Below are 21519 nucleotides of genomic sequence, written 5' to 3'. Positions count from 1 at the left end.
CACCCGAAAGTGGAGAATGTACCTAGGAGGCCGTGAGTTCGGCTAGTCGGCGCTTCGTTTGTTCCCATCCGTCTGTCGTGGTGGGTTCATACGTTACCACTCCGAACTCCGTTTCTACCAGATTCCGCCCCGATTCGATATCTGCTAGAGTTCCAACTGCGACGGCCTGCGTGAGGAGATTTCCGACCGCCGTCGCCTCGACTGGGCCGGCGATAACCGGCAGGCCCGTCGAATCCGCGAGCAGCTCGCAGAATAACTCGTTTCGCACGCCGCCGCCTCCCAAGTGGATACAAGAAAAGTCCCCGTCAGCTACAGCCTCCAGCTCATCGAGTGCATACGCGGCCTTGGTTGCGAGACTCTCGAGAATACAGCGGACGATTTCTCCGGGACCATCCGGAATCGGCTGAGACGTTTTCCGACAGTACGCGCGGATTTGTTCCGGCATCTGCCCGTCGATACCGAATTCGTCGGCGTCGGGATCGACGAGCGACGATCGAGCGGGGGCTTCGCGGGCGGCGGACAGGAGATCGTCGTAATCAGCTGAGACGTCCGTCTCCGCCCACGCCTCCCGGCACTCCTCGAGCAAGAAGAACCCGTTGATGTTCTTGAGTAGTCGAATCGTCCCATCGGCCCCGAGCTCGTTCGAGACGGACGAATTAAACGCCCCATCGGTCCGAATGGGCTCGGGTTGCTCACAGCCGATTATAAACCACGAGCCGGTACTCAGGAAGGCGGCGTCCTCCGAGAGCGGGAGTCCGGCGACGGCGGATGCGGTGTCGTGGCTGGCGGGCATGATGAGCTCGGGTGTGGAAGAGAGCCCATCGATCTCAGTGGCGTCGAGCGGACCGAGTCGTTGTCCGGGTTCCTCGAGATCCGGGAGGATATCGGTCGGCAACGACAGCTCCTCGAGCAGGTCAGTCGCCCATTCCCGATCGGCCGGGTCAACCATCTGGGTGGTGGAAGCGACGGTCGATTCCCCAGTTGCCTTTCCACCGAGGAGAGTCGCCAGCAACTGGGGCATCATGAGTAACCGGTCCGCTTCGCCGAGCAACTCCGGTTCGTTGTGCGCAAGTGTATGGAACTGCCAGAGCGTATTCGGGGTATCCCAATTGGAGATGCCAGTCGCTTCGAATATCCGCTTTCGGTCGACCTGTTCGAACAGTAACTCACGCGTTTCCGTTACTTTGGGGTCTCGATACGAGATCGGATCTCGAAGCATCTCACCGTCAGCCAGGAGTCCAAAATCAAGCCCCCACGTGTCGATACCGACCGTGTCGATCTCCGATTCGAACTCGGTAGCAGCTTCAATTCCGGAGACGATCCCATCGATGAGGGCATCAACGTCCCAGACGTATCGATCATCCTGCTCGACTGGCCGGTTGTTGAACCGGTGGACCTCTTGAAACTCGAACGTTGAAGGCGTTATCGTTCCGAGGCTCACTGTCCCGCCACTAGCGCCGAGATCGATAGCAAGGTGGTTCATGCTATCGTTACTCTCCATAGCTCTCGAGTTTCGTTTTGATTTTGTCCACCTCTTCGTCGGGAAGGATTTCCGGTTCGCCTATGGCACGGGCCTGATGGTGAATCCGAGCACAGTACTCGACCATCAATGCAACCGTGTACGCTTCATCAAGAGATCCGTCAGCCGTCAGAACGCCGTGGTTCCGGAGGAGAGTCGCATTGAACGATTCACTGAGGGCGTCTACTGCAGCATCACCCAGCTCCTGCGTCGCATGTGTTTCGTACTCGGCAACGGGAACCTTCGAGCCCGCGAAAGCGAGAAGGTAGTGGGAGGCTGGAATTTCTTCTCCGAGCGAAGCGAACGTCGTCGCGTACGGAGAGTGAGTATGAACGACGCCACCCACGTCTGGTCGTTGATTGTAGACGGAGAGGTGCATCGGGAGTTCCGAAGACGGCTCCACGGCTCCTTCGATCACGGTGCCGTCAGTTTTGACGACGATCACATCTGACGGCTCGATCTCCGAATACGGAACTCCGGACGGACTAATCGCGATTCGGTCATCGGTGAGACGAGCGCTAATATTTCCTCCCGTCCCGGTCGTTAAGTCATCTTCCAGCAGGCTCCGTCCGTACTGGCAGATAGCGCTACGCGTGTCGTAATGGGGCATATTTTGTGAAGTCATGTCGGGTTGTATGCTCTGATCTGTGGTCTCGCGGTCGTGGGTTATCTTGCAAGTTATCCTGTCGCGCCTGTCGAATCTCGCTGATTGCCTTGCGTTCTGATGGCTGAATCAGAGATAGTCACTCAACAGCAAGATTCGGATCCACGGGTTTTGTTTGGTGAGTACTGGATCTAGTTCTAGCACAATTTTGGTCTATCATTAAATCACCGGCACTAATCAGATAACATACATTTATATTCAAATAGTAACCGTGAGGAGGGATTTCGGAACTGGTGTTCTTCTAAAGAAAACAATCGAATTGCGATGGGTCAGAACATAGTCTAAATAAATGATAGTAATTCATACGCGAAATTGAGAGCTGAATTAACTACTATGGGTCATAATCGTTCTCTACTATGAAACAAATCGGAGTGATCTCGATAGCAGCATCACTACAGTAGAGACGTGAGATACCAGTGGACCATAGTAAATGAAGGAAATGGCCAGACGTTGTGGGTAATATCGTACTTGCCAACGTAATTGCCAAAAGTGCCAATACACTGTTTTTCTATGGAAAACAATAGGAACTGCTGCTGTTCCATCCTACAGTTGAATAGGGTGACAGAACGAAACCGGGTCGATCGCAATCTGTCCATGATCTCGAATACAATTACAACAATACTTTTGTAAAGCACACCACCCAGCTCTTATAGTTCTTCTTTCAGACTTAGTCTGTCTATCCAGTAGTGGTCAAATAAGCTGATTCCGTGTGAAGGCGAACGCTCGTACTAATTTTCGACGGGTCTCGGGTCGATATGGCTAATCACTTATTCAAACTGGCCTTTCTATCATTTTATAGTACTACTTATGTTTTCGATCCTGTTTCGATTCGGATGTGTGACGGTTAAGATCGGATCTCGTGACACTGGGAAGCCAGCTTGAATCACGTGGCTCTGTCGACGAGATCATCGACATCGTCGACCTACTGTTTCTGGCGCATCTCTGAAAGAAACAGCGAAAGATGGCGATATTTTCTAACCAGATCCAGATGAATAAGGGCCAAAGTTGTATTTTTGAACCCACAGCGGCGACAGCCAAGATCGATCAGAATGTAGCCGAATCACAGTTTCATCGGCCGTGGCGTGATTCGGGTTGGCACGGTCTTTCGGCTCCAGATCGGTCTGCTGTATCCACCGAGGTGCGGTAGTTCGATAGCTATCGGCACCAGACACTCCAATATTCATAAATGTATATAATTTTGATATATTTGGATAGAGTTGGATATCGAGCTTCATCGACGACTTGCGTTTCTTCTTGCTCCAACAATCTAACTCGATCCGACCGGTGTCGCCGTTGCGGTGATCGAAACTACGCCTGAGAGACAGGTTGTTCGTTCCGTCTGGAGGTGTGTTCCCCAGAGAATGGTATGTTGTTAGTTAACACTAGTGGGGTTGTAGTGCCACTCAAGACAGATCACTCTCTGTGGGTTCGGACTGGCTCTTTGAGCCCCGATTTACTGAGAGGGTTGATCTCACGACGGTCGTCATCGTTGGCGTAGAAGATCGAATGGACCAGAACCGAGAGCTGTGCGTCGAGTTCATGGACGACGACGAAGTGCAGGAAGTGCTCACAGAGCCTCTCCGGCGGCAGGTGTACCAAGAAAGCCAGCAGGCCGAAGGGTAAACCGCGTCGAGGGACCGTGGCGAGGTGAGTCACACGACGCCGATCCCCTCGAACACGACGGGGCGCGTGTGACTGATCGGGGCTCTCAGTGCGGTTCGCGTCTGTACGTCGCCCCCGATTTCGGAGAGAATGCCATATTTCGGAGGCACTACGCCGTCCAGAATCGGTATTTGCCGTCCTGTCTAGTGAGAAGTTCGAGTACGAAGATCCCAAACGACCACTCACTCTCGAAGCCGCTCGCGAACGAGCCCCCCGACCTCCGCCATCGAGATCGGTGCCAACTCCACGAGGTCGTCGTCGGCCGTGTAGAACACGCTCGTCGTGACCTCCCTGTCCGGGTAGACGTCGCCGACGACCCGTGCGTAGACGCTCAGCTGTTTCCGGTATTCGCCCTCGGCGTGCCGGCCGAGATCGGTCTTGTAGTCGACGATCCGGACGGCCTCGTCCGTGACGGCGAGGAGGTCGACGACGCCGGCGATCGTGACGGGTGCGTCGTCCCCGAGATCCATCGGTAGGAACGCGTCGACTTCCGCGCGGAGCTCGCCCGGAAGCGAGTCGAGAAGGTCGCGGACGTTCCGCTCGTCCTCGTTCGACGGCGTCACGGCCTCGCCGTCGACGTACGCCTCCGCGAAGTCGTGGACGCGGGTCCCGAACGCCGGGCCCCGTCCCCCCTCGGCCTCGTCGTAGACCGAGTCGTCCATGAGATCGTGGACGCCGATCCGCCGCGGCGATCTCGACGCGGGCACGCGGAGAGTCAGGCGCTCGTCCTCGTCGGCGGGCTCCTCGGTAGACCTGACGGCCGGCTCGACGGCGGTCGGCTCGTCGAACAGCTCCGTGAAGAACGGACTGGGCGAGCGCCCGGCCGTGAAGAGGAGGTGTCGCTTCGCCCGGGTGACGGCCACGTAGAGGAGTCGACGCTCCTCGTCGTAGTCGCTCGGTAGGACGCCGGTGAGCAGGTCGTACCGCCAGTTCGGGCGGACGTAGGGCCGGCCTCCGGGTTCGGCGCAGACGCGGCGCTGGCGGAGCCCGATCGTCTCGTCGAACCGTATCGGCCCCGACCCGGGTCGCCCGAACGAGGGGAACGCCCGGTAGTTGACGTTCGCGAGGAGGACGATCGGGTACTCCAGCCCCTTCGCCCCGTGGATCGTCTGTAGGGTCGCCGAGTCGCCGCCGGGGTTCGTGTCCACGTCGACGGTCGTCCCCGCCTCGAGGTGCGACTCGATCGTCGCGATCGCGTCGGACCGCGTCGCGAGCGAGTCGTCGTGGGCGGCGGAGAGCTCCGCGACGAGCGCGTCGGCGAACGGGCCCGCGTACCCGTAGCGGTCGAGCGCGACCCGCGCGAACGACCCGACGGTCTCCGCGTTCCGGAGCCGATCGCGGAACCGGAGCATCTCCGCCGGCGTCTCCCGCTCGTCGTCGAGGACCGCCTTCGCGTCCGGAAGCGCGTAGCCGGCCTCCTCCAGAACGACGGCCCACCCGCGTCTGGCGTCCGACTCCGCGATCCGGAGCCACGCGAGCAGGAGCTTCGCCTGGTCGGTGTCGAACAGCTCGATCCCGCCCTCGTACGCGAGCGGGACGCCGCGCTCCGCGGCCCGCTCGATGAGGTCCCGCGCGAACGACCGCGTCCGGGTGAACACGGCGATATCGCCGTACTCCGGGGGAGCCAGCCGCTCGCGCTCGGCCGCGGTTCGCTCTTCGGCCGACAGCTCCGGAGTCGGTGCCGGTTCCGCGTCCCGTTCGACGGCGTACGACGGGTTCCCGACGACGTGTTGGAGCCGATCTAAGACCAGATCGAGTTCGTCGGCGTCCCCTTCCGCGGCTTCTTCGTCGGATTCCCCCGCCGGCGTGAACGCCTCGATCCGCGAGTTGTCGACGCGGAGCGCCGTCTCCAACGGCTCGACGTCGCGGTCGAGGTCGACGCGCTCGCTCCCCGTCGCCGGCGTCGTCAGCGTCTGTGGGGCGAACTCCAAGAGGGACTCGGTCGAGCGGTAGTTCGTCGCGAGCGTGATCGACTCGACCTCGTCGACGGAGTACGGGACGCGAGCCGCGTCTCGGTTCAGCGCGTCCCGGTAGGCGGCGATCCGCTCGTCGAACTCGAGGATGTTGTCGACGCTGGTGTACTGGAACCCGTAGATGCTCTGCTTCCAGTCGCCGACGACCGCGATGTTATCCGTTCCCGCGAGCAGCAGCGTGAGCTTGAACTGGAGCTCGTTCGTGTCCTGGAACTCGTCGACCATCACGTAGTCGTGGCGCACCGCCTCGCGAACGCCGGCGTCGTCACAGAGCGTGACGAACGCGAGCGCGAGCATCAGCCCCTGCGTGAGGTAGTTCCGCCGCAGCGCGAACCGGAGGTACTCGTGATACACGTCGCGGACGAACTCGAAGAGCTCCTCCCGTGGCTCGTCGAACGCCCGTTCGACGGGACCGCGCTCGATCGCGGGATAGCCGACGAGCTCGTCGGACGTCGGGGCGTCGGGTTCGTATCCGACTGCGTCCCAGTCGCTCACCCCCGCTCGCGCGTCGGACTGGGTCGGACCGTTCGCGCCCTCGTTCGGCTCGTTCGCCTCGTCGAACGCCTCGAAGAACGCCTCGCGGTCGCCGCTCAACGGCTCGTCGCCGCCGCGGTACCACCCGTCGGCCGCGGGAATGACGCCCTTGGCCGCGAGCTCGGCGATGAGGGACCGCAACGCGCCGGGGTTTCGCATCGCCGCGAACCGCTCCTCGTGTTCGGGGTGTCGGTCCGCGAACTGCCCGATGAACGTCCGGAACAGATCCGCCTCGCGGACCTCGTCCTCGACGAGCTCCAGGGACGCGGGAACGCGTTCGTCGATGCCGAGGTGGGTCGGCGCGTCGTGCCCGTATCGTTTGAGCAACCGGAAGCAGTACCCGTGGAACGTGTCGATCGGAGCGTCCTGTAGTCGGGCCGGATCGTACGGGGACTGCCGGGCGATCCGGTCGACCATCTCGCCCGCCGCGTTCCGGGTGAACGTGACGAGGAGCACGTCCTCCGGCGTCACGTCGTCGGCTTCGAGGATCCGCGCGTACCGCCGGGTGATCGCGAAGGTCTTCCCCGTCCCCGCGCCGGCGTCCACGACGTAGGTGCCCTCGGTGTTCTCGATCAGCCGCCGCTGCGCCGGATTGGGTGTGAGGTCGGTCATCGGTCCGTGAGAATGAGGTCGCGGTGGTCGACGCGGTCCCACGTCGGGCCGTCGTTACGGAACGCCACGGGGAACCTGCTCGTCCGGTACGCGTTCAACTCGGCGATCCGGTCCTCGACGAACGCCTCGACCGCGTCGAGGTCGCTCCGGAGGACGTACCCCTCGGGCGCGTCCGCGAGGTCGTCGATCACCGACGTACAGCCCTCCTCGACGTAGGCGTACTCCCCGACGCGCTCCTGGGCGTACGCGACGAACTCGCGGGTCACCCGCTCTCTGCGCTCCGGATCGACGCCCTCGCGAGGCAGCTCGTGCGCCTCGAAGAACCGACGGTACGCGTCGTATCCGAGCTTCGAGAGCGCCTTCACCCGGGGGTTGGAGTCGGCGTAGTCCGTCACCGACTCGAACGCCTCGCGCCCGGCGACGAACTCGCCGAACGAGGCGGGCACGTAGGTGATCGTCGTGACGCGCTCCTCGGGGACCGGGGGGTCGCCGGCGATCGCTGCGGCGACGTGATCGTCGTCCAGCAGGTAGACGAACCGGATGGAGAGGCGTTCTCCGGGACGTTCCTCGCGGTGTTTCGCGAGGTACACCAGCGCCTGGAAATCGGGCCGGTCGGCGACCGGGTCGACGGACGCGGCCGCGAGGTGGTCCCCGGCGTCCTTCGCCGCGCCGGTCTTGTAGTCGACGACCGCGGTCGGACCGGCGAGCAGGTCGACGTACCCGTGCACCCCGACCGCGGGCGACTCGAACCAGCGCTCCGCGAGCGGCGAGTTCGCCTCCACGCCAAGCGCCTCCGCGAGTTCGTTCTCCCGCTCGCGGACGTCGTAGGTCTCGTATGCGGCCTCTTCGGGCGGGTCTCGATCGAGCGTCTCGACGACCGCGTCCAATCCGACGTCGAGTTCCGTCCGCTGAACCGGGCGTCGGGCCCCGTCGAGATACGGGTCGAGGAGCTCGCACATCGCGTCGAGCACCGCCTCGCGACGCTCCGGGATCACGGTCGGGTCCGCGACGTGGATCTCGGCCGCCTCGTGCAGCACCCGCCCGCGTTCCATGGGCAGCGAGGCGGGCGTCTCCACGAGCCGATCGAAGTACGCGTCTCGGGGAGAGTTGGCCAGCGCGTTGAGGTGCGACTGACTCACGGTCTCGACCGTTTCGGCGTCGGCGATCGCCGAGGTCGGTCCGGTGAAGGGGCGGTCGGGCTCGGTTCCCGGTTCGCCGCGGTGGCGAACGTGGTCGAGGTCGGTGAACGAGTCGAACTCCCGGTCGAGCAGCCGGCGCAGATAGACGCAGGGCTGCACGTCCTCCCCGGCGCGCGTCTCCTGTACGAGAACGTACCGCTGTCGGCCGTTGCCGAGCAACCGCTCGAACCGGCGGACGTCCCGCCGGAGGAACTCCGCCGAATCGATCCAGGGGTACGCTGGCGGCGACCGCGCCCAGTCCGGACCGACGCCGAGGTAGAACACGACCGGTCGATCGACGTACGCCGTCTCCGTCGCTCCGGTGAGGAGGACCCCGTCTCCGGCGCCGTCCCCGGTCCCGGGAACGTCGAACGCCTCCAGGTAGTAGCGGACGTCCGCGAACCGGGCTTCCGTGAGGGGGTCGTCGAGGAGGCCGAGCGTCGCGAGCTGATCGCGCATCCCCGTCGGGGACGACCCGCTCACCGACTCGAACGCCCGGAGCGCGTCGCGGAACGTGCCCTCCGCGACCGCTCGACGGAACTCGTCGTACCCTCCGAGGTCCTCACCGGAGACCGCGTCGACCCGTCGTTCGTCGACCGAGCGCGGCGGGTGAACGCCGACCGCCGACAGCGCGGGTCGGAGCTCTTCGACCCGCTGAGCGGTTCCGGCGAACGCCGACTCGACGAGCCGGCAGAACGCGCGGACGGCCGGGTCGTCGGCGAACTCCGTTCCGCTCCGCTTCGGAATTCCCCGCGCCGCGAGCCCGGCCTCGATCAGCGACGCGTACCGGCTCCCCGTCGGGACGACGACCCCGACGTCCGCGGCGTTCTCCGCGTCGATGGCCTCCAAGACCGCGTCGACGATCGCCGTCGCGGACGGGTAGACGTGGAGCGTGGGGAGCGGTTCCCCCTCCCCCTCGTCGACGAGCGACGACACCGCGTCGTACTCGTCGGGGAGGTAGCTCCGGTCGAGGGCGTTGAGCTGCCCCTCGTCGACGACGGCCACGTCGAGGTGGTCGGGGAGCGACGAGGCCTCGACCGCGGCGTAGCTGCTCTCGGTCTCGGAGAGGAACGCGACCGCCTCGCGGATCGCCTCCGTGTCGAACTCGGGATACGCGAGAATCCGCTCGAGATCGCCCGTCTCCGACCAGCACGCGGTACACAGTTCGAGCGCGCGGGCCGCCGACTTCCAGGGCAACTCAGTCTCCTCGAGGAACTGGACGAAGAGCTCTCGGCCGTTCTCCGGCACCAACTCGCCGCTCGCGTGGCTTCGCGGGGTCGCCGCGAGCCGACCGAGCCGCGGTCTGCGAATCCGGTTGTCCAACGCCAGCGACAGCGGCCCGTCGTCGGTGACGACGAGGTCGTACGACTCGACGGCCTCGTACACCTCGTCGAGCGATCGGGCGGTTCGAAGTGACACACCAGACGGGGAGCGGGCGGGACCTTTAGCGTTGGGTGAGTTTCCCGATCACTCAGCCGTCGATCTCTCTCGGCAACCCCCTCGACTTCGGGTACGAGATAGTGACTGTCAGGAATATGTGAACGTAGATCGCTCAGTCGTCGTCGGTGGGTCGTTGCGCGGTGTCGGTCGCGCTCTCGACGACGTGTGCGGGTTTCTGTGGTTCGGGACGGGGTGGCAGTCGCGTCGATCATCGGCCGTCGGGGTAGCGATCGACCTCGCCGCGGAACTCGCGGAGTCGTCTGCGCCACGTCGTGGATCGCTCGATCGGCGCGGATCAGCGTCGCGAGCGCTGCCGGGTAGTCGTCAGTCAGCGTCGATGCCGCCTCTCGGAGGGATTTTCAGGTTCTCGTGATGAATCGATATGCACGGATTTCGTGTTTGGGCACGGAACCCTATACGGGCCGGCTGTTCCAGCAACGCGGCCCGCGTCCTTTTCAGGCACGGCGCGTCGTCGACGACGGTCGAGTGGGTCCGTGACTGGCAGGTGTGGGTTCGGGGGTATTAAAATTTTCTACTAATCAGTTACATTCATGCTACTTATAAGTGGCCGGAGAGTATCGTATCAACACGACTATGCGGCTGTTCTGAGGAACGTTGGCCATGCGAAAGCCGGCGGATTGGATGCAAATGCCAACTGACGACCGCATCCTTGAAGTTCTCGAAAGCGGATTTCGCTTCACGCCGGCAGTGATCGCCGAAAATATCGACAAATCTCGTACCCATGTAAGCCGACGATTATCTGAACTCACAGATTATGGGCTTGTAGAAAGACCAAAACGCGGCTATTACGAGATTACTGATCGAGGTCGGGAGTACCTCGCAGGTGAGATTAATGCCGAGGAATTGTAACGCCCTGACCGCTAGTACAGGCTTCAGTAGGTACAAATCTCACAAGATTGTTGTATACAACAACATGTTTATAACAGTATGACGTATCATGACGTGTAACCGGAAACTCGGATGGGGGTAATCACCAATGTCCACTGAATTCGCAATTGATCCCGATCGCTTGGAAGAGTTTCTTCCAATGCTGGGAAAAGAAATAGAAAACGGCTACATTGTCGACATTGAGACCGGAGAAATCGCGACCTCTCCCTCTGGTGAGAAGATCAAAGCTGATGATGTTGGCTATCTCGCACACGGTTCTGTCGAACCAATTCGCGACGATATCTCTGACATTGTGAACTATCTTACTGATTCTTCAAGTTGGGATGATCCCCGAAAATAAATGGATGATGACGATCCCTTCTTAAGATTAATAGACGATTCGGTCAAGGGTGTAAGAGACAAAATTCCGAGCCTTGATCGTAGCAAATCGAGCCCAGTTTCTCGCTGTGGATCGTTAGAGGAACTTATTGACGATGAAGCGTATGAGTCTCCTTATGTGGGTCCTGTAGAAGGCGACGCTGAGGCCGAAATCCGGAAAATAGATGGGACAGTTCGTCTGGTCGTTGACCCTGCGAAGATCGATTACGAAAGACGGGTAGCAATGAATGACAAGATGAATGATTTTCTGGAGGAGGCAAATGGATTCGCACTATCTCCCGTATCTGGCATTGCTGAGGCTGTAAAGGGAAAATCTGGTAAAGAACGCGTTAATAAAATTGTTGGCTTTTATAAAGGAAAAATTCCGCCTCGGTTTCGTCAACCACTTATTCAGGGAATGGCCTTGCGTGTCGCGGAGGATAATAACCCAATGGAACAGTGGGAAGTAAGAAAACGGAAGCGCCAGACAGCGAAAGCCCACGAGAAACGTGGTCATTCACGGCCAGAGGCGTATAATATCGCAAGTCTATGTTCATCTGGATATTTTGACACCAATCGTCTGTTCCAGCAGCTCTACCATAATCAAGTTGAACTCAACGGTTGGTCGGATGCGGAATATGCGGATGCTTTTGAGGAACTTGTCTGTAATAAACCGTTTGTCGTATTTGTTGAAGCAGGGACATCGTACAAAGAGATATACGACCAGATGCTGGGTAAGTCGCTTAATATTGATGAATATCTGGCTCCATTGGAATATATCGATATTCGTGGAAAAGGAGATCGAGCGCGGAGGACTGTACACGATGTGAAGGAGTATATCAACGAGTACCATAATGCAAAAATCAAGATGGAATACGAAAATGGACAGTCCCTCCTACGCGTTTGGCATAAGACCCTGTAGATGTCGTTACTAGGCGATGCGGTCCAGACACTTAATGAGGATATTGAGATTGCTGCGTTTCTCCCCGGTGTCAACTATGTTTTTCTCCTCATTGCATCAGGTGACGGATTGAATTTGTTTTTTTGGCTTACACTTGCTGCATCAATAATTAGTGCTGCGTTGTTTAACCATCTCCGCTCTCTGGCGTCTAACAAAGATAGTGGTACTGAAGGAACGGGAGAGGAAGTATCGGACGAATGGGATGATCCCCGTGATGATCAATTAGATAACAGCTTGCAAATTACTCAAAGAGGAGCCTCAATACTATTGTTTCTGCCTTGGGTTGTATTACTGGCTGTAAGCATGTACTTTCTGCTTGAGCGCTTTTCTAAGGATTGGGTGCTTCCAGAGATACTCTTCTTCGTCTCAGTTGGTTTTATCTCACTATATCTAACAGACATAATTCTGAAATACTGTGTCTCAGATCATACTGAGTAGCGTATTTATCCGCCAATTATAGTCAAGCGGAGGGACTACACAATCTCTTTTGCTCTACTACTAACGTTAATACGGGACCAAATGAAACATCGAGCTAGCCAAATTTATGCCCCCAATTGACGAGATCGACCGTCGCACCGACGTGGTGTTTCTGCTATTTCACCATGCGAGGGAGATTCACGGAGTCACAAAGGTACAGAAGCTGCTATTCCTCATTGAACAGGAGACCGAATTTTTCCAAGAGTACGAAGAAGACATCGCGTTCAACTTTGCTCCATATAAGATGGGTCCCTTCTCTAAGAACGTCTACACCGAGCTCGAGTTTCTCCTAAGTATGGGTGCGATCACGTCATACCCCATGGACGAGCCGGAAATTTCAATGGCAGACTCCGAACTCGGTCAGAAGACGTTTCAGATCACATCGAAGGGTGAGAAGATCGCTGCTCAACTGTCGAACCAGCTTGAGCCGGAATACGATGACGAACTCCGGGACCTCGTAGAGACGTATAACGAACAGCCGCTGCGTGAGTTGCTGCAGTACGTCTACCGGACTTATCCCGAATTTGCGGCTGAATCCGAAATCCTAACTGAATTGGGATTAGATAGCAGCGTAGCAACGAGCCAATAGTATGGGTACGAGTTCCTTCAAATCACAAAACGAATACGAATCACTCTGGGCGGAACAACTGGAGGAGTCTCATTCCTACTACGTACCTGAAAAGTATCAACTCGGAATTCTCACTCATTTTCTTGATCAGCAGGATATTGAATACGTAACTGAAGGGAGAATCTTCTGTTATCCGATCGATATCCTTGCAATCAACGGGGATTCAACGATGGCCATTGAGCTAAAGTCGGGGAAGATAGTTCGTGGAATCGAACAAGCAAGCCGCAATACGGACTTTGTCGATCATTCGTTCTTAGCTGTATGGGAGGAGGATATCGATTCAGACCTTGTTGAAGAGGTATCTAACCTATCGATTGGTCTCATGGGGATTGGCAACTCTGTTGAACTTATTTCATTACCATGTAAAACAGGGAAACAATTATGTAGCAAGGAGAATGTGATAAGTACAGTTAAGAATCATGTTAGAAGCGACAGTTCGGTACAATAACTACAGCGACAACGAGGTCCTTGATACCTCTGCTGAATCATTTGACTCTCTTCTGGTTTCAGGCAAAATGGTCGCTCACGCGACGAAGGCTGTTCCCGCCAGACTCCAGAATTTGAAGGACGAGTACGGTGTCGAGTATTATATCGAACCGACTCTACCGGATTTTAGAGTTGGGAATGATTTCCGCGACAACGACCGTATCAAGCAATGGCACTTCGACTACATTGATGAGCTTCACCCGGCAGTCGAGAGGCATCTTGCCAAGAATGGTAACTTCAGTCGATCACATCGGGTTTGAGTGAAAGTGTCTGCTTGGGAAGGGTGTGGAAGCTACCGAAGCAGACAGCGAGATAGAAGAAGAGCACCTCCTTAATTTTGTCGTCAACAGCCTCAACGAAGAGCTTGCGATAGATCTCGACGAGAACGTCAAGGTCACGACAGAGACGTTGTACGAGGTCCTCGCCGGCGCCAGCGCCGGCGGGACCTCGATCAATCACGTCTGCGAAACGACCGAGGACTCGCCACACGCCAACACCGTCCGAGGACATCTCACCGAGCAGTTCGAACTTGACTCCGTTGAGGCGGTTGGCGACACGCTACTTCAACGAGATACGCTTGAGACGCTTCCAGATCGACCGGTGGAGGTCTGTGCAGACCTCCACCTCGACCCCTACTACGGCGATGAAGACGAAACGGAAGCGCTGTACTCCTCACAGGCGAAACGGGGAACGACGACGTTTCACGCGTACGCGACGCTGTACGCGCGGGTACGCAACAAGCGGTACACGCTGGCGGTGCGCCAGCTTGTCGCTGGCGACACCACCAGCGACGTCCTTGGTGAGTTTCTCGAGCTCCTCGACGGCCTTGACCTCGGCGTCAAGGCCGTCTATCTCGATCGCGGATTCTACAACAGCACCTGTCTTGGGCTGTTGTCCACGCACAACTACGCCTACGTGATGCCGATCGTCAAGTGGGGTGAAACGATCCAAGACGAACTCAGTAGCGGCTGGAGCCGCGAGATCGAACACGATCTCGCCGGCAAGGTAACGTTCCCTGTGTTCATCGACTGCGTCTACCAACAGGGACGATACGACGAACACGGGGTGGCGCGTCACGGCTACGCCGCTGACGCGCCGTTTATCGACACCCCACGGGATGCCCGAGAACACTACAGCAAGCGCTTCGGCATCGAGTCGAGCTACCGATTAGCCAAGCAGAGCCTCGCATTCACCAGTTCTCAGGACGCTGGGCTACGGCTGGTGATGTTTGTGGTGAGCCTGCTGCTCCAGAACAGCTGGCGGTATCTTCACTGGAAGTACGTGGCGGCGCCCCGCCACGGGGGGCGCCGCCTCTGGCAGTGGTCGTTCACGGAGTTCTGTGAGATGGTGCTGCGGGCCGCTTGGACAGCGCTTGGTGTACGTAGGTCCATTCCAGCGAACCAGCCACTCGACAACCGGTTCTTCCGGTAGCTGTCCACCGATTTAGATAGCGGTCGTGAGTGGCGACACTGTCGCGTCGGCGGCAGTGCGCCGCCGACAGCGACGGTCCATCCTGAAGATCACACTCACCAGCGCTTCGAAGACGCTCCATGACCAGTTCCATCTGATTCATCGCCATCAGACGAGATTACGCAGCTGTCGATGTGATCGACTGAGTATTCTAACGAGACGACACCGGGGGAAGGCGCGGTCGCGGCGATCGATACAGTCGGCCCGTCACGATCGGTTCGGCCGTTGAGTCGGTCGTACGCCGGGGCACACTGGTCGGCTTGAGCTGTCGTCGAAGTCGGCTGCTGGGTAGCTCCAGAAACAGGGGCCGCCCCAGCAACGAGCCCGCCGAGGAGGATGGCGCACCAGATTACGGAGAGAACAGCGTTCCGTCTCATTCAGTATTCATCTGAGGATTGTCGCCGGTAGTGTTGAATACCCCGCTCCCTCCCGCAGAATCGAGGACTGTATTGGTCATTTCTCGTTCACCCGGTTGTCCGTCTGGGAGAACGCCTCGGTCGCCATGTCGGCGCGTTCCGCGGCCTCGATATGCTGGTAGGCCTCTCGCACCTGTTCCTCGCTGTTGTCGAGATACCGCGCCGCTGCGGCGTAGCCGAACTGCCGAACGAGCACCTCCCCGACGCCTCGACGCCCGCCGTGCAGTTCGAGATAGTCGCCGTCGAGTGAGAGGTCCAGCTCGTCGCGACGGTCGACGAGCGTGTCATGGTTCCAGAGTCGTTCCATGATGGACCGGGCGCCATCAGTGGTGAGCGGCTTCGGCGCGTCGAGGTCGTGCTCGGCGGCGACGATCAGGTCGGGCGCCCCACCCCGGATGCGCTCGATCGCGTCGTCGTCGAGGCCGGCGTCACCCAACCCCCCGGTGACGTGCGACGCGAGCGACGGACGGTGCAGCGTCGTGAACACCGGCCACGACTCCGGTACGTCCAGCACCTCGGCGTACCGCTTCAACGGGCCGATGACGGGCTCGGGGAGTGACGCCTCCTTCCACTCGCGACTCTTCCGGAACACCGTCACGCTGCTGTCCGCGAACGACACGTCACGCCATCGGATCCCGTTGCGGCCCTCGCGGTCCTCCTTCGGCGCCGAGAGGAACTCCGACCCGCGCAGGCCCGTATACGCAACGACGTACACGAGCGCCTGTTCGCGACACCGCTGGTAGGCCTCGAACCGCGCTTTCTGTTTGGCCTGCCACGTCTCGCTCTCCGGGTCGCCCCGGTCGGCGTGGGAGACCTCGATCGCGCCGAGCGCGTCGAACGCCTCGGAGACGCGGCGGTCGACAAACTGCGTGATCAGGTCGCGGTGGATCGGTTCCCACGCCTGCTGGTCGCCCGGTCGGCGGCCGTCGTTCTCGGGAAGCGGGTCTTCGGCGTCCGACTCGCGAGCGTAGTGCCGCGGAATGTACCCCTGCGCGTGCGCCCACCCGCACCACGACGCGACGTGGGCGTAGTAGGTGAGCACGGTCCCAGCGGCGTATCCGGCAGTCGAGAGGTACCGCGCGTAGTCCGAGAACACCGTCGTATCAAGATCCACGAACCGGACGGTGTCGCCGTCGACGACGCCCGACCATGACTCCGGGGGAGAGGCGTTCGCCGGGTCGGACGTGTTGCCGAGACACCAGCGACGGAATCGATGCAGCTCGCGATCGGCGTCAGTTCGGTACGCGCCTTGCTCGCCGGCGTCGCCCTTCCCCTTGTCCGTGAGGTACTTCGTGAATGTGTCGTCGATCGGCGTCTCGACGGAGCGGCGACCCGTCATTGAGCCTCCGAGGGGTGGGGGTTGTGCCGTCGGAACACCGCCGCGAACGCGGCGTTCCGGCTGGAGCGACTGTGTGGGGAAGCGTCGGCCATAGTTCTGGATCTGCCTCGTTTGAGGCCACGGGTGGGGGTCACTAAGAACTTACTCTGTCTTACTCAGGTAAGACGGTGTAACGTATTCGGGACTATTTGCGGGACTGTTTCGTCAGAAATCCCGATTTCGGTGTTCTGGCGGTTCGTACCTCCGGTCAAGAATCTCATAAACCGTATGTCGCTAATATAGAATACAGGCGCTCTCGCTTAGGCTCGCGAGGGTTTGAGCCACGCCTCTCGCTCGGCGACCTCGCGAAGCTCCTCACGAGACAGCCCCTCCACGTCGGCGTGACACTGGAAGCAAACCGTGATCAGGTTCGAGAGCGCGTGACGGTCGTCGGGGTTGGAGAACCGGTCTCTCGGGATGATATGGTGGACTTCCAGCGATTGTCCGGTGAACTCTACGTGGTGCGCGTTCCGGATGCTACAGACCTGACAGCGGTGATTATCGCGTTCGAGGGCCTGCTCGCGTCGCCGCTTCCACAACCGCGTCTCGCCCGTGTGACCGCCGCCCCGGTACGAGCGACCGGCCGGCAGATCGCGATCCCACGGGGCGACGCGCTCGGTAAACTCGGGGAGACCTTTCGCGCTCGGATCGGCTTGTCGGCGCTCCAGTTCCCGACGAAGGCCGGCGATCGGGTCGTCGTCGGTCACGTCCCGCAGGCCGGCGAAGAGGTCGATCGACTCGCCGGCGTCCATCGAGGAGCCGCACTCGGGGCAGGCCGCCGGCTCGCCACGCGAACGCCACTCGTGGGCGCACTCGCCGCAGGTATTGTCGAACGGCGAGCCCCACGCGATCCCGTTCCGCACGTCGCGATCAGTCCGCACGGTCGCCTCCGTCCTCGGGTTCGGTCGGCTCGTCAAACTCTTCGGTGAGCGCGCGACTCGCTTCCCACACGCTCGCCATAGCGTCAGCGACCGCGTCGTCGGCCTCCGGGTTGTCCTCCGGAGCGTTGCCCGTCTCGACTTCAATCAGTGTCTCCGCCGTCTCACGTGCTTCCTCGACCATTGCTTCAATCTCCTCGATCGAATACCGCCCCGAAAGGACGGCGTAGAAGAACGTATTGGCGGCCGTCTGCGCTTTCTCGTCGTACGAGTACCGCGCCTGATTCACGGCCTGCGGCGAGTAGGTGTCCGTCATGAACGGGACCAATTCGGGAAGGTTCTCGCCGATGAACGTCATCCGGACGCCCGTCTCGGTCTCGAAGTCGCGGCAGAGACACGCGATCGCCCACTCGCGAGCCGTGATCGTCGTGTGCTCGCGAAGGAACTCGTTGGCAACGTCGTACTCGACGTTGTCGATGCGGGTGAATCGCTCGTACTTTCCCGGCTCGTCGAGGTTGGGGAGCTGGTCGTCGACGCCGTCCGCGTCGCCGCCGCTGCGCTCGGCGTCACTCATCGGAACCACCTGCGAGCGCGGCACTGCGGGCCGAGGCGTCGCTGATCGTGAACTGTGCCTTCCGGGACCCACCGCTGCGGTGGCGACCCGAACTGTCTTTACCGGAGGGGTAATTCGTACACATGCCGTTTGCGCGGCAGGTCGGGGGCGTTCCTGCGCCCGCGGCCATTCTGAGACCAGTATCCTGCTCTCGTGGCCGACTTCCCGCCTTAGTTACACCGACGCCCCGGCGCCCCTTAACCCCCGGTTAACCGGAGTGAAAGTGAAGGGGTGGGTGCCGATCGAGAGCGCCGTAGAGTTGTCACTGATCCCTTTTACCTACGTAGATGGCCTCTGGATAAACGCGCCCGTAGTAGGCCAGCACGACCAACACGACCCACAATCAGCCAGCAGTCCGGTGCGCTCGGCGGTCACGTCGGCCGCGGGGGAGTACCGAAGACGAATCGCTCAGTAGTCTCGAAATCCCGTCGTCGCGACGAGACGCCGCGGCTTGGTACCGCGACCGTCAGTGACGCGCGACCGAGGCGACCGGAACAACGTCGAGGGAAAACTCGCCGTCGACGGCGCCGGCGACGCGCCCGGAACGCTGTCACGAGTGGCGATCCACGATCTACAGCGAGCCCCTCTTACCCGGCAGAAAGCGTCGCGGTGCAACTCCGACGACGCCGTTGCCAGCGCTCGTGCGGATGGGATCGTACATGGTGGGCAGTCGCGGTCCGTGCGGTCGGGCCGGGTGTTTGAGAAACGAAGAGCGACCGCGTAGAATCTTCTTAGAAGGTACCAGAACCGCTCGGAACGTCCGGCTTGTCCGCGTCCGTCAGTTCGACAGAGTACACGCGGTGGTCGGGGATCAGGAGGTCTTCGGCGTTCTCACTCACGTCGGAGACGCCGCCCTCAGAAACATCGAGTTTCCACGCCGACCGGTCGTCGTCGTGTTTGAGGGGGGTTGAAACGCGATTCGTGCCGTCAGGGGTCTCGTAGACGATGACTCCCATACATGCCCCACAGAAGCCGGACTCAAAACGCTTCCCCGCCCTACAGGCTGTCGTCCCGCCACTCGCCCGTTAGCGAGTGGTCGTACTCGGACGGGGCGAACCGCCCCGTCCGCATGACCCAGTAGTGTTCGTTCGCTTCGAGCGCGTCCTCGCGAGCGAGCGCGTTGTCGAGGAGGTCGTCGACGGCGTCGGTGTCGAGACGATCGGCGGCGTCGGCCAGCTCACGAAGCTCGTCGCGATCGGCGCCGGGGTGCGCGGCAAGCAGGTCGAGGAGCGCGTCGTACTCAGTCGTCGGCATCTGGCAGGAGTCGTCGTTTCCAGTCGCGAAGTAGCTTTACGACGCGGCCACGCCACCCACGGTACTCGACGTGTATCTCGGGTGCCGGGATCTTGCGTCCGTCGTCAGTGTTGACGTGGAGGTGGGTTGCCGTGGTGAGCCGATCAGCGTCAAGCCAGAACTCGCGTAGTTCGTCGCCGGTCGTCAAGGGGTGGAGATCGCTACTGAAACTCTTGCGGTCATCGTGGTCGTAAATCGCCAAGAACGACACCGGCGCGTTGGTCCGAACGATCGCAACATGGTCATCTTCGGACGGCCGGGCGAGCGTTACTTCCGGCGATTTCATCAACGGTGGCTCGTCGTCAGTGGTCGCGTTATCAACGTCGCCGTGCGCTTCGAGTGAGAGGACAGTGTTGTTCTCACTCATCGGCACTGGCCTCAGTATCGAGCGCCTGCGTCCGGCGCGCCTCTAGGAGGTGTCGCGTTCCAACGCCGGCGTCGAGCGGCGCCATGACCAGGAGGCCGGGCGCGGCGTGACACGGGAGCCCGTCGCCGGACTGTAGCCCCGTCCCCGTGGCCGGCACCTGCACGCGGTAGCCGTTCCCGGAGTACTGAATCCGGGTGTCGATCCCGCGGTGGATCGACTCCGTCTCGCGCGCTGCGAGCGCGACCAGCTCGGCGCGGTCGGCCATCGGGACGCGGTCGGTGTCGCGGTCGAGCACGAGGATCGCGTCGTCGAAGCCGTACGCGACGACCGACGCGCGGTGGGTCGTGTCGCCGTCGGCGTCCTCCTCGACGAGCCCGGCGCTCCGGACGGGTTTGGTCACTTGGAGGGCGAGCCCGTCGCCGGTGTGGGTCAGTTGGTTCGGCATCTACTCGTCTACCCCCGGCAGGTCTGACGCCTGCCAGCGCCGGGCGCAGTCGTCACAGAGCCACGCGTCTCCCGATCGGGGTTCGCGAACAGTCCCCCGGCAGTTGGGGCAGTCAGTCGTCCGGCGATCAGGCACGGTTCGTTGTTCCGCAATACTGGTCACGGCGCCGCCGTCGGTAGGTTCGTCCATGTGTGGTCACCTGCGCGCCGCGAGTCTCCCCGCTGCGCTCGCATGTTACTATAATATAGTAACGTAAAAGCATACCGGTGCCGAGAGGTTGTCGCCCACCTGTTTTTCTTTGCTCCAGCCAAACAACCCGATATGAGCGATCACACGCCCGCGTCAGAAAAGCCGTTGACGGAGATCATCATCGGGGTGCTCGAACACCACAACGGGATGCCGAAGTCGGCAATCGGCATCAATCTGGGGAACCGGCAAATGGACACGAGCGGCCTGAGTGACGCGCTCGATCAGCTCGTCGAGGAGGGGCGCGTCATCGAGCGCAACGAGGTGTACTGGCTGCCCGGGGACAAAGAGGACGACGCGTAGCTACAGGTCTCGCGCCCACACGACGCCGGCGCACGTACACGTCCGGTCGTTCGAGGGCAGCGCCCCGCACGCAGGGCACACGTCGCGCTCGTCCTCGTACAGGCGCTCGAAGCGCTCCACGGGGACGAACCCGAAGTCCTCGAACAGCGGCCGGCTCGTCCGACCGTCATGTTCCCACCCGTACGCGAACGCCATGTCGGCGCCCTGATCGCGAGCCCACTGGAGTCGGTCCTCGAACAACCGGCGACCGAGCCCGAGCCCGCGCCACGCGGCGTCGACGATGCCGAACCAGAGCCACGCGTTGCGCTCGCCCACTAGCGCGTCCGCGTCGAACCTGCCGTCCGGGAGATTGTCGATTGTCTCCGCGGCCGTGTCGATCGTCACGAGGCCGCCGCCGACATGCACGCGTCCATCGCGATCGGGCGGGTCGTGCTCGGCGACCACACCGTACCCGTGGAGATGCTCCGGTTCGGCGTCGACTTCCCAGCCGGCGACGGAACAGAGCGCGTACGGCAGGCGCCCGGAGGAGTACCGGTGGCCATGTTCGTACTCGGTGCCAAACCACCGCGACCAGACGTGCGCGAGATAGAACGCGTCGCGCTCGCCGGCGGCCTCGCGAACGGTGACGTGGCGAGTCGGGTCGTCGACGGCGATCGACTCGGTCGCTCCTGTCGGGTGGTCAACGCCCATCGGCCTCACCGCTCGCGACG

Annotated in this window: 22 protein-coding genes; 9 read left to right on the top strand and 13 right to left on the bottom strand. The window is 60.7% G+C overall.

Going from position 1 to position 21519, the window contains the following annotated elements; all coding sequences use genetic code 11:
- Nucleotides 1-22: 22 nt before the first annotated feature.
- The 5 genes from EDM04_RS00365 to EDM04_RS00345 form a co-directional block, all read right to left on the bottom strand.
- A complete protein-coding gene (locus EDM04_RS00365) occupies nt 23-1441 on the bottom strand; it encodes a rhamnulokinase family protein (protein WP_241154826.1) in 1419 nt (472 codons plus the stop codon).
- 49 nt (nt 1442-1490) lie between these two features.
- Complete coding sequence (locus tag EDM04_RS00360) at nt 1491-2129, bottom strand: class II aldolase/adducin family protein (protein WP_241154825.1); 639 nt, start codon at nt 2127-2129, stop codon at nt 1491-1493.
- A 1467-nt stretch (nt 2130-3596) separates the two neighbouring features.
- Nucleotides 3597-3839 (bottom strand): hypothetical protein, encoded by a 243-nt coding sequence (locus tag EDM04_RS00355; RefSeq protein ID WP_123619206.1) that lies wholly within the window; start codon nt 3837-3839, stop codon nt 3597-3599.
- 188 nt (nt 3840-4027) lie between these two features.
- On the bottom strand, nt 4028-6964 hold the full coding sequence (locus tag EDM04_RS00350) for an exodeoxyribonuclease V subunit beta (protein WP_123619205.1): 2937 nt from the start codon (nt 6962-6964) through the stop codon (nt 4028-4030).
- Nucleotides 6961-9561, bottom strand: a complete 2601-nt coding sequence (locus EDM04_RS00345; RefSeq protein ID WP_123619204.1) for a PD-(D/E)XK nuclease family protein — start codon at nt 9559-9561, stop codon at nt 6961-6963. The genes EDM04_RS00350 and EDM04_RS00345 overlap by 4 nt, the downstream gene beginning before the upstream one ends.
- Nucleotides 9562-10203: 642 nt before the next feature.
- Between EDM04_RS00345 and EDM04_RS00335 the strand changes: the two genes are divergently transcribed.
- From EDM04_RS00335 to EDM04_RS00300, 8 genes are all read left to right on the top strand, one after another.
- Nucleotides 10204-10452 carry a winged helix-turn-helix domain-containing protein gene (locus EDM04_RS00335; protein ID WP_123619203.1) on the top strand — a complete coding sequence of 83 codons (249 nt, stop codon included), beginning with the start codon at nt 10204-10206 and terminating at the stop codon, nt 10450-10452.
- Nucleotides 10453-10579: 127 nt separating this feature from the next.
- Nucleotides 10580-10831, top strand: a complete 252-nt coding sequence (locus EDM04_RS00330; RefSeq protein WP_123619202.1) for a hypothetical protein — start codon at nt 10580-10582, stop codon at nt 10829-10831.
- Nucleotides 10832-11770, top strand: coding sequence for a hypothetical protein (locus EDM04_RS00325; RefSeq protein WP_123619201.1), 939 nt, complete (start codon nt 10832-10834; stop codon nt 11768-11770). It begins immediately after the preceding gene.
- Nucleotides 11771-12247 carry a hypothetical protein gene (locus EDM04_RS00320; RefSeq protein WP_123619200.1) on the top strand — a complete coding sequence of 159 codons (477 nt, stop codon included), beginning with the start codon at nt 11771-11773 and terminating at the stop codon, nt 12245-12247. It begins immediately after the preceding gene.
- 106 nt (nt 12248-12353) lie between these two features.
- On the top strand, nt 12354-12875 hold the full coding sequence (locus EDM04_RS00315) for a DUF4065 domain-containing protein (protein ID WP_123619199.1): 522 nt from the start codon (nt 12354-12356) through the stop codon (nt 12873-12875).
- 1 nt (nt 12876) lies between these two features.
- Nucleotides 12877-13362: a hypothetical protein gene (locus tag EDM04_RS00310; protein WP_123619198.1), complete on the top strand. Its 486-nt coding sequence runs from the start codon at nt 12877-12879 to the stop codon at nt 13360-13362.
- A complete protein-coding gene (locus EDM04_RS00305; RefSeq protein WP_123619197.1) occupies nt 13334-13660 on the top strand; it encodes a hypothetical protein in 327 nt (108 codons plus the stop codon). The genes EDM04_RS00310 and EDM04_RS00305 overlap by 29 nt, the downstream gene beginning before the upstream one ends.
- A 25-nt stretch (nt 13661-13685) precedes the next feature.
- Nucleotides 13686-14831, top strand: a complete 1146-nt coding sequence (locus EDM04_RS00300; RefSeq protein ID WP_123619196.1) for an ISH3 family transposase — start codon at nt 13686-13688, stop codon at nt 14829-14831.
- Nucleotides 14832-15323: 492 nt separating this feature from the next.
- On the opposite strand, the gene EDM04_RS00290 is transcribed toward EDM04_RS00300, so the two are convergent.
- The 7 genes from EDM04_RS00290 to EDM04_RS00260 all read right to left on the bottom strand — a co-directional run bounded on the left by EDM04_RS00290 (nt 15324) and on the right by EDM04_RS00260 (nt 20260).
- Complete coding sequence (locus EDM04_RS00290) at nt 15324-16625, bottom strand: site-specific recombinase (protein WP_123619194.1); 1302 nt, start codon at nt 16623-16625, stop codon at nt 15324-15326.
- Between the two features lie 299 nt (nt 16626-16924).
- Nucleotides 16925-17545: an HNH endonuclease gene (locus EDM04_RS00285; protein WP_123619193.1), complete on the bottom strand. Its 621-nt coding sequence runs from the start codon at nt 17543-17545 to the stop codon at nt 16925-16927.
- Nucleotides 17535-18116, bottom strand: coding sequence for a DUF5806 family protein (locus EDM04_RS00280; protein ID WP_123619192.1), 582 nt, complete (start codon nt 18114-18116; stop codon nt 17535-17537). Before EDM04_RS00280 ends, EDM04_RS00285 begins: the two co-directional genes overlap by 11 nt.
- A 770-nt stretch (nt 18117-18886) precedes the next feature.
- Entirely contained in the window at nt 18887-19111 is a 225-nt protein-coding gene (locus tag EDM04_RS00275) for a hypothetical protein (protein WP_123619191.1), read from the bottom strand.
- Between the two features lie 40 nt (nt 19112-19151).
- Entirely contained in the window at nt 19152-19409 is a 258-nt protein-coding gene (locus tag EDM04_RS00270; RefSeq protein WP_123619190.1) for a hypothetical protein, read from the bottom strand.
- Nucleotides 19396-19815, bottom strand: a complete 420-nt coding sequence (locus tag EDM04_RS00265; protein ID WP_123619189.1) for a hypothetical protein — start codon at nt 19813-19815, stop codon at nt 19396-19398. The genes EDM04_RS00270 and EDM04_RS00265 overlap by 14 nt, the downstream gene beginning before the upstream one ends.
- Entirely contained in the window at nt 19808-20260 is a 453-nt protein-coding gene (locus EDM04_RS00260) for a hypothetical protein (RefSeq protein ID WP_123619188.1), read from the bottom strand. Before EDM04_RS00260 ends, EDM04_RS00265 begins: the two co-directional genes overlap by 8 nt.
- Nucleotides 20261-20581: 321 nt before the next feature.
- On the opposite strand from EDM04_RS00260, the gene EDM04_RS00255 reads away from it, so the two are divergent.
- On the top strand, nt 20582-20809 hold the full coding sequence (locus EDM04_RS00255) for a hypothetical protein (protein WP_123619187.1): 228 nt from the start codon (nt 20582-20584) through the stop codon (nt 20807-20809).
- On the opposite strand, the gene EDM04_RS00250 is transcribed toward EDM04_RS00255, so the two are convergent.
- The gene (locus EDM04_RS00250) at nt 20810-21499 is read right to left on the bottom strand and encodes an N-acetyltransferase (RefSeq protein ID WP_123619186.1); all 690 of its coding nucleotides are present in this window, start codon (nt 21497-21499) and stop codon (nt 20810-20812) included. It abuts the gene before it with no gap.
- Between the last annotated feature and the right edge of the window lie 20 nt (nt 21500-21519).

It is taken from the genome of Halorubrum sp. CSM-61 (genome assembly GCF_003781945.1).
Classification (GTDB): Archaea; Halobacteriota; Halobacteria; order Halobacteriales; family Haloferacaceae; genus Halorubrum.
The sequence above is the reverse complement of the archived record's forward strand: the minus strand, read 5'-3'. Positions and strand labels throughout refer to the sequence as shown.

Excerpts from the sequence above, each read along its gene's own strand:
- EDM04_RS00315 (WP_123619199.1), top strand. The coding sequence starts at position 12,354 with ATGCCCCCAATTGACGAGATCGACCGTCGCACCGACGTGGTGTTTCTG.
- EDM04_RS00305 (WP_123619197.1), top strand. The coding sequence starts at position 13,334 with ATGTTAGAAGCGACAGTTCGGTACAATAACTACAGCGACAACGAGGTC.
- EDM04_RS00325 (WP_123619201.1), top strand. The coding sequence starts at position 10,832 with ATGGATGATGACGATCCCTTCTTAAGATTAATAGACGATTCGGTCAAG.
- EDM04_RS00330 (WP_123619202.1), top strand. The coding sequence starts at position 10,580 with ATGTCCACTGAATTCGCAATTGATCCCGATCGCTTGGAAGAGTTTCTT.
- EDM04_RS00255 (WP_123619187.1), top strand. The coding sequence starts at position 20,582 with ATGAGCGATCACACGCCCGCGTCAGAAAAGCCGTTGACGGAGATCATC.
- EDM04_RS00310 (WP_123619198.1), top strand. The coding sequence starts at position 12,877 with ATGGGTACGAGTTCCTTCAAATCACAAAACGAATACGAATCACTCTGG.
- EDM04_RS00265 (WP_123619189.1), bottom strand. The coding sequence starts at position 19,815 with ATGAGTGAGAACAACACTGTCCTCTCACTCGAAGCGCACGGCGACGTT.
- EDM04_RS00290 (WP_123619194.1), bottom strand. The coding sequence starts at position 16,625 with ATGACGGGTCGCCGCTCCGTCGAGACGCCGATCGACGACACATTCACG.
- EDM04_RS00280 (WP_123619192.1), bottom strand. The coding sequence starts at position 18,116 with ATGAGTGACGCCGAGCGCAGCGGCGGCGACGCGGACGGCGTCGACGAC.
- EDM04_RS00260 (WP_123619188.1), bottom strand. The coding sequence starts at position 20,260 with ATGCCGAACCAACTGACCCACACCGGCGACGGGCTCGCCCTCCAAGTG.
- EDM04_RS00335 (WP_123619203.1), top strand. The coding sequence starts at position 10,204 with ATGCGAAAGCCGGCGGATTGGATGCAAATGCCAACTGACGACCGCATC.
- EDM04_RS00250 (WP_123619186.1), bottom strand. The coding sequence starts at position 21,499 with ATGGGCGTTGACCACCCGACAGGAGCGACCGAGTCGATCGCCGTCGAC.
- EDM04_RS00350 (WP_123619205.1), bottom strand. The coding sequence starts at position 6,964 with ATGACCGACCTCACACCCAATCCGGCGCAGCGGCGGCTGATCGAGAAC.
- EDM04_RS00275 (WP_123619191.1), bottom strand. The coding sequence starts at position 19,111 with ATGGGAGTCATCGTCTACGAGACCCCTGACGGCACGAATCGCGTTTCA.
- EDM04_RS00320 (WP_123619200.1), top strand. The coding sequence starts at position 11,771 with ATGTCGTTACTAGGCGATGCGGTCCAGACACTTAATGAGGATATTGAG.
- EDM04_RS00270 (WP_123619190.1), bottom strand. The coding sequence starts at position 19,409 with ATGCCGACGACTGAGTACGACGCGCTCCTCGACCTGCTTGCCGCGCAC.
- EDM04_RS00360 (WP_241154825.1), bottom strand. The coding sequence starts at position 2,129 with ATGCCCCATTACGACACGCGTAGCGCTATCTGCCAGTACGGACGGAGC.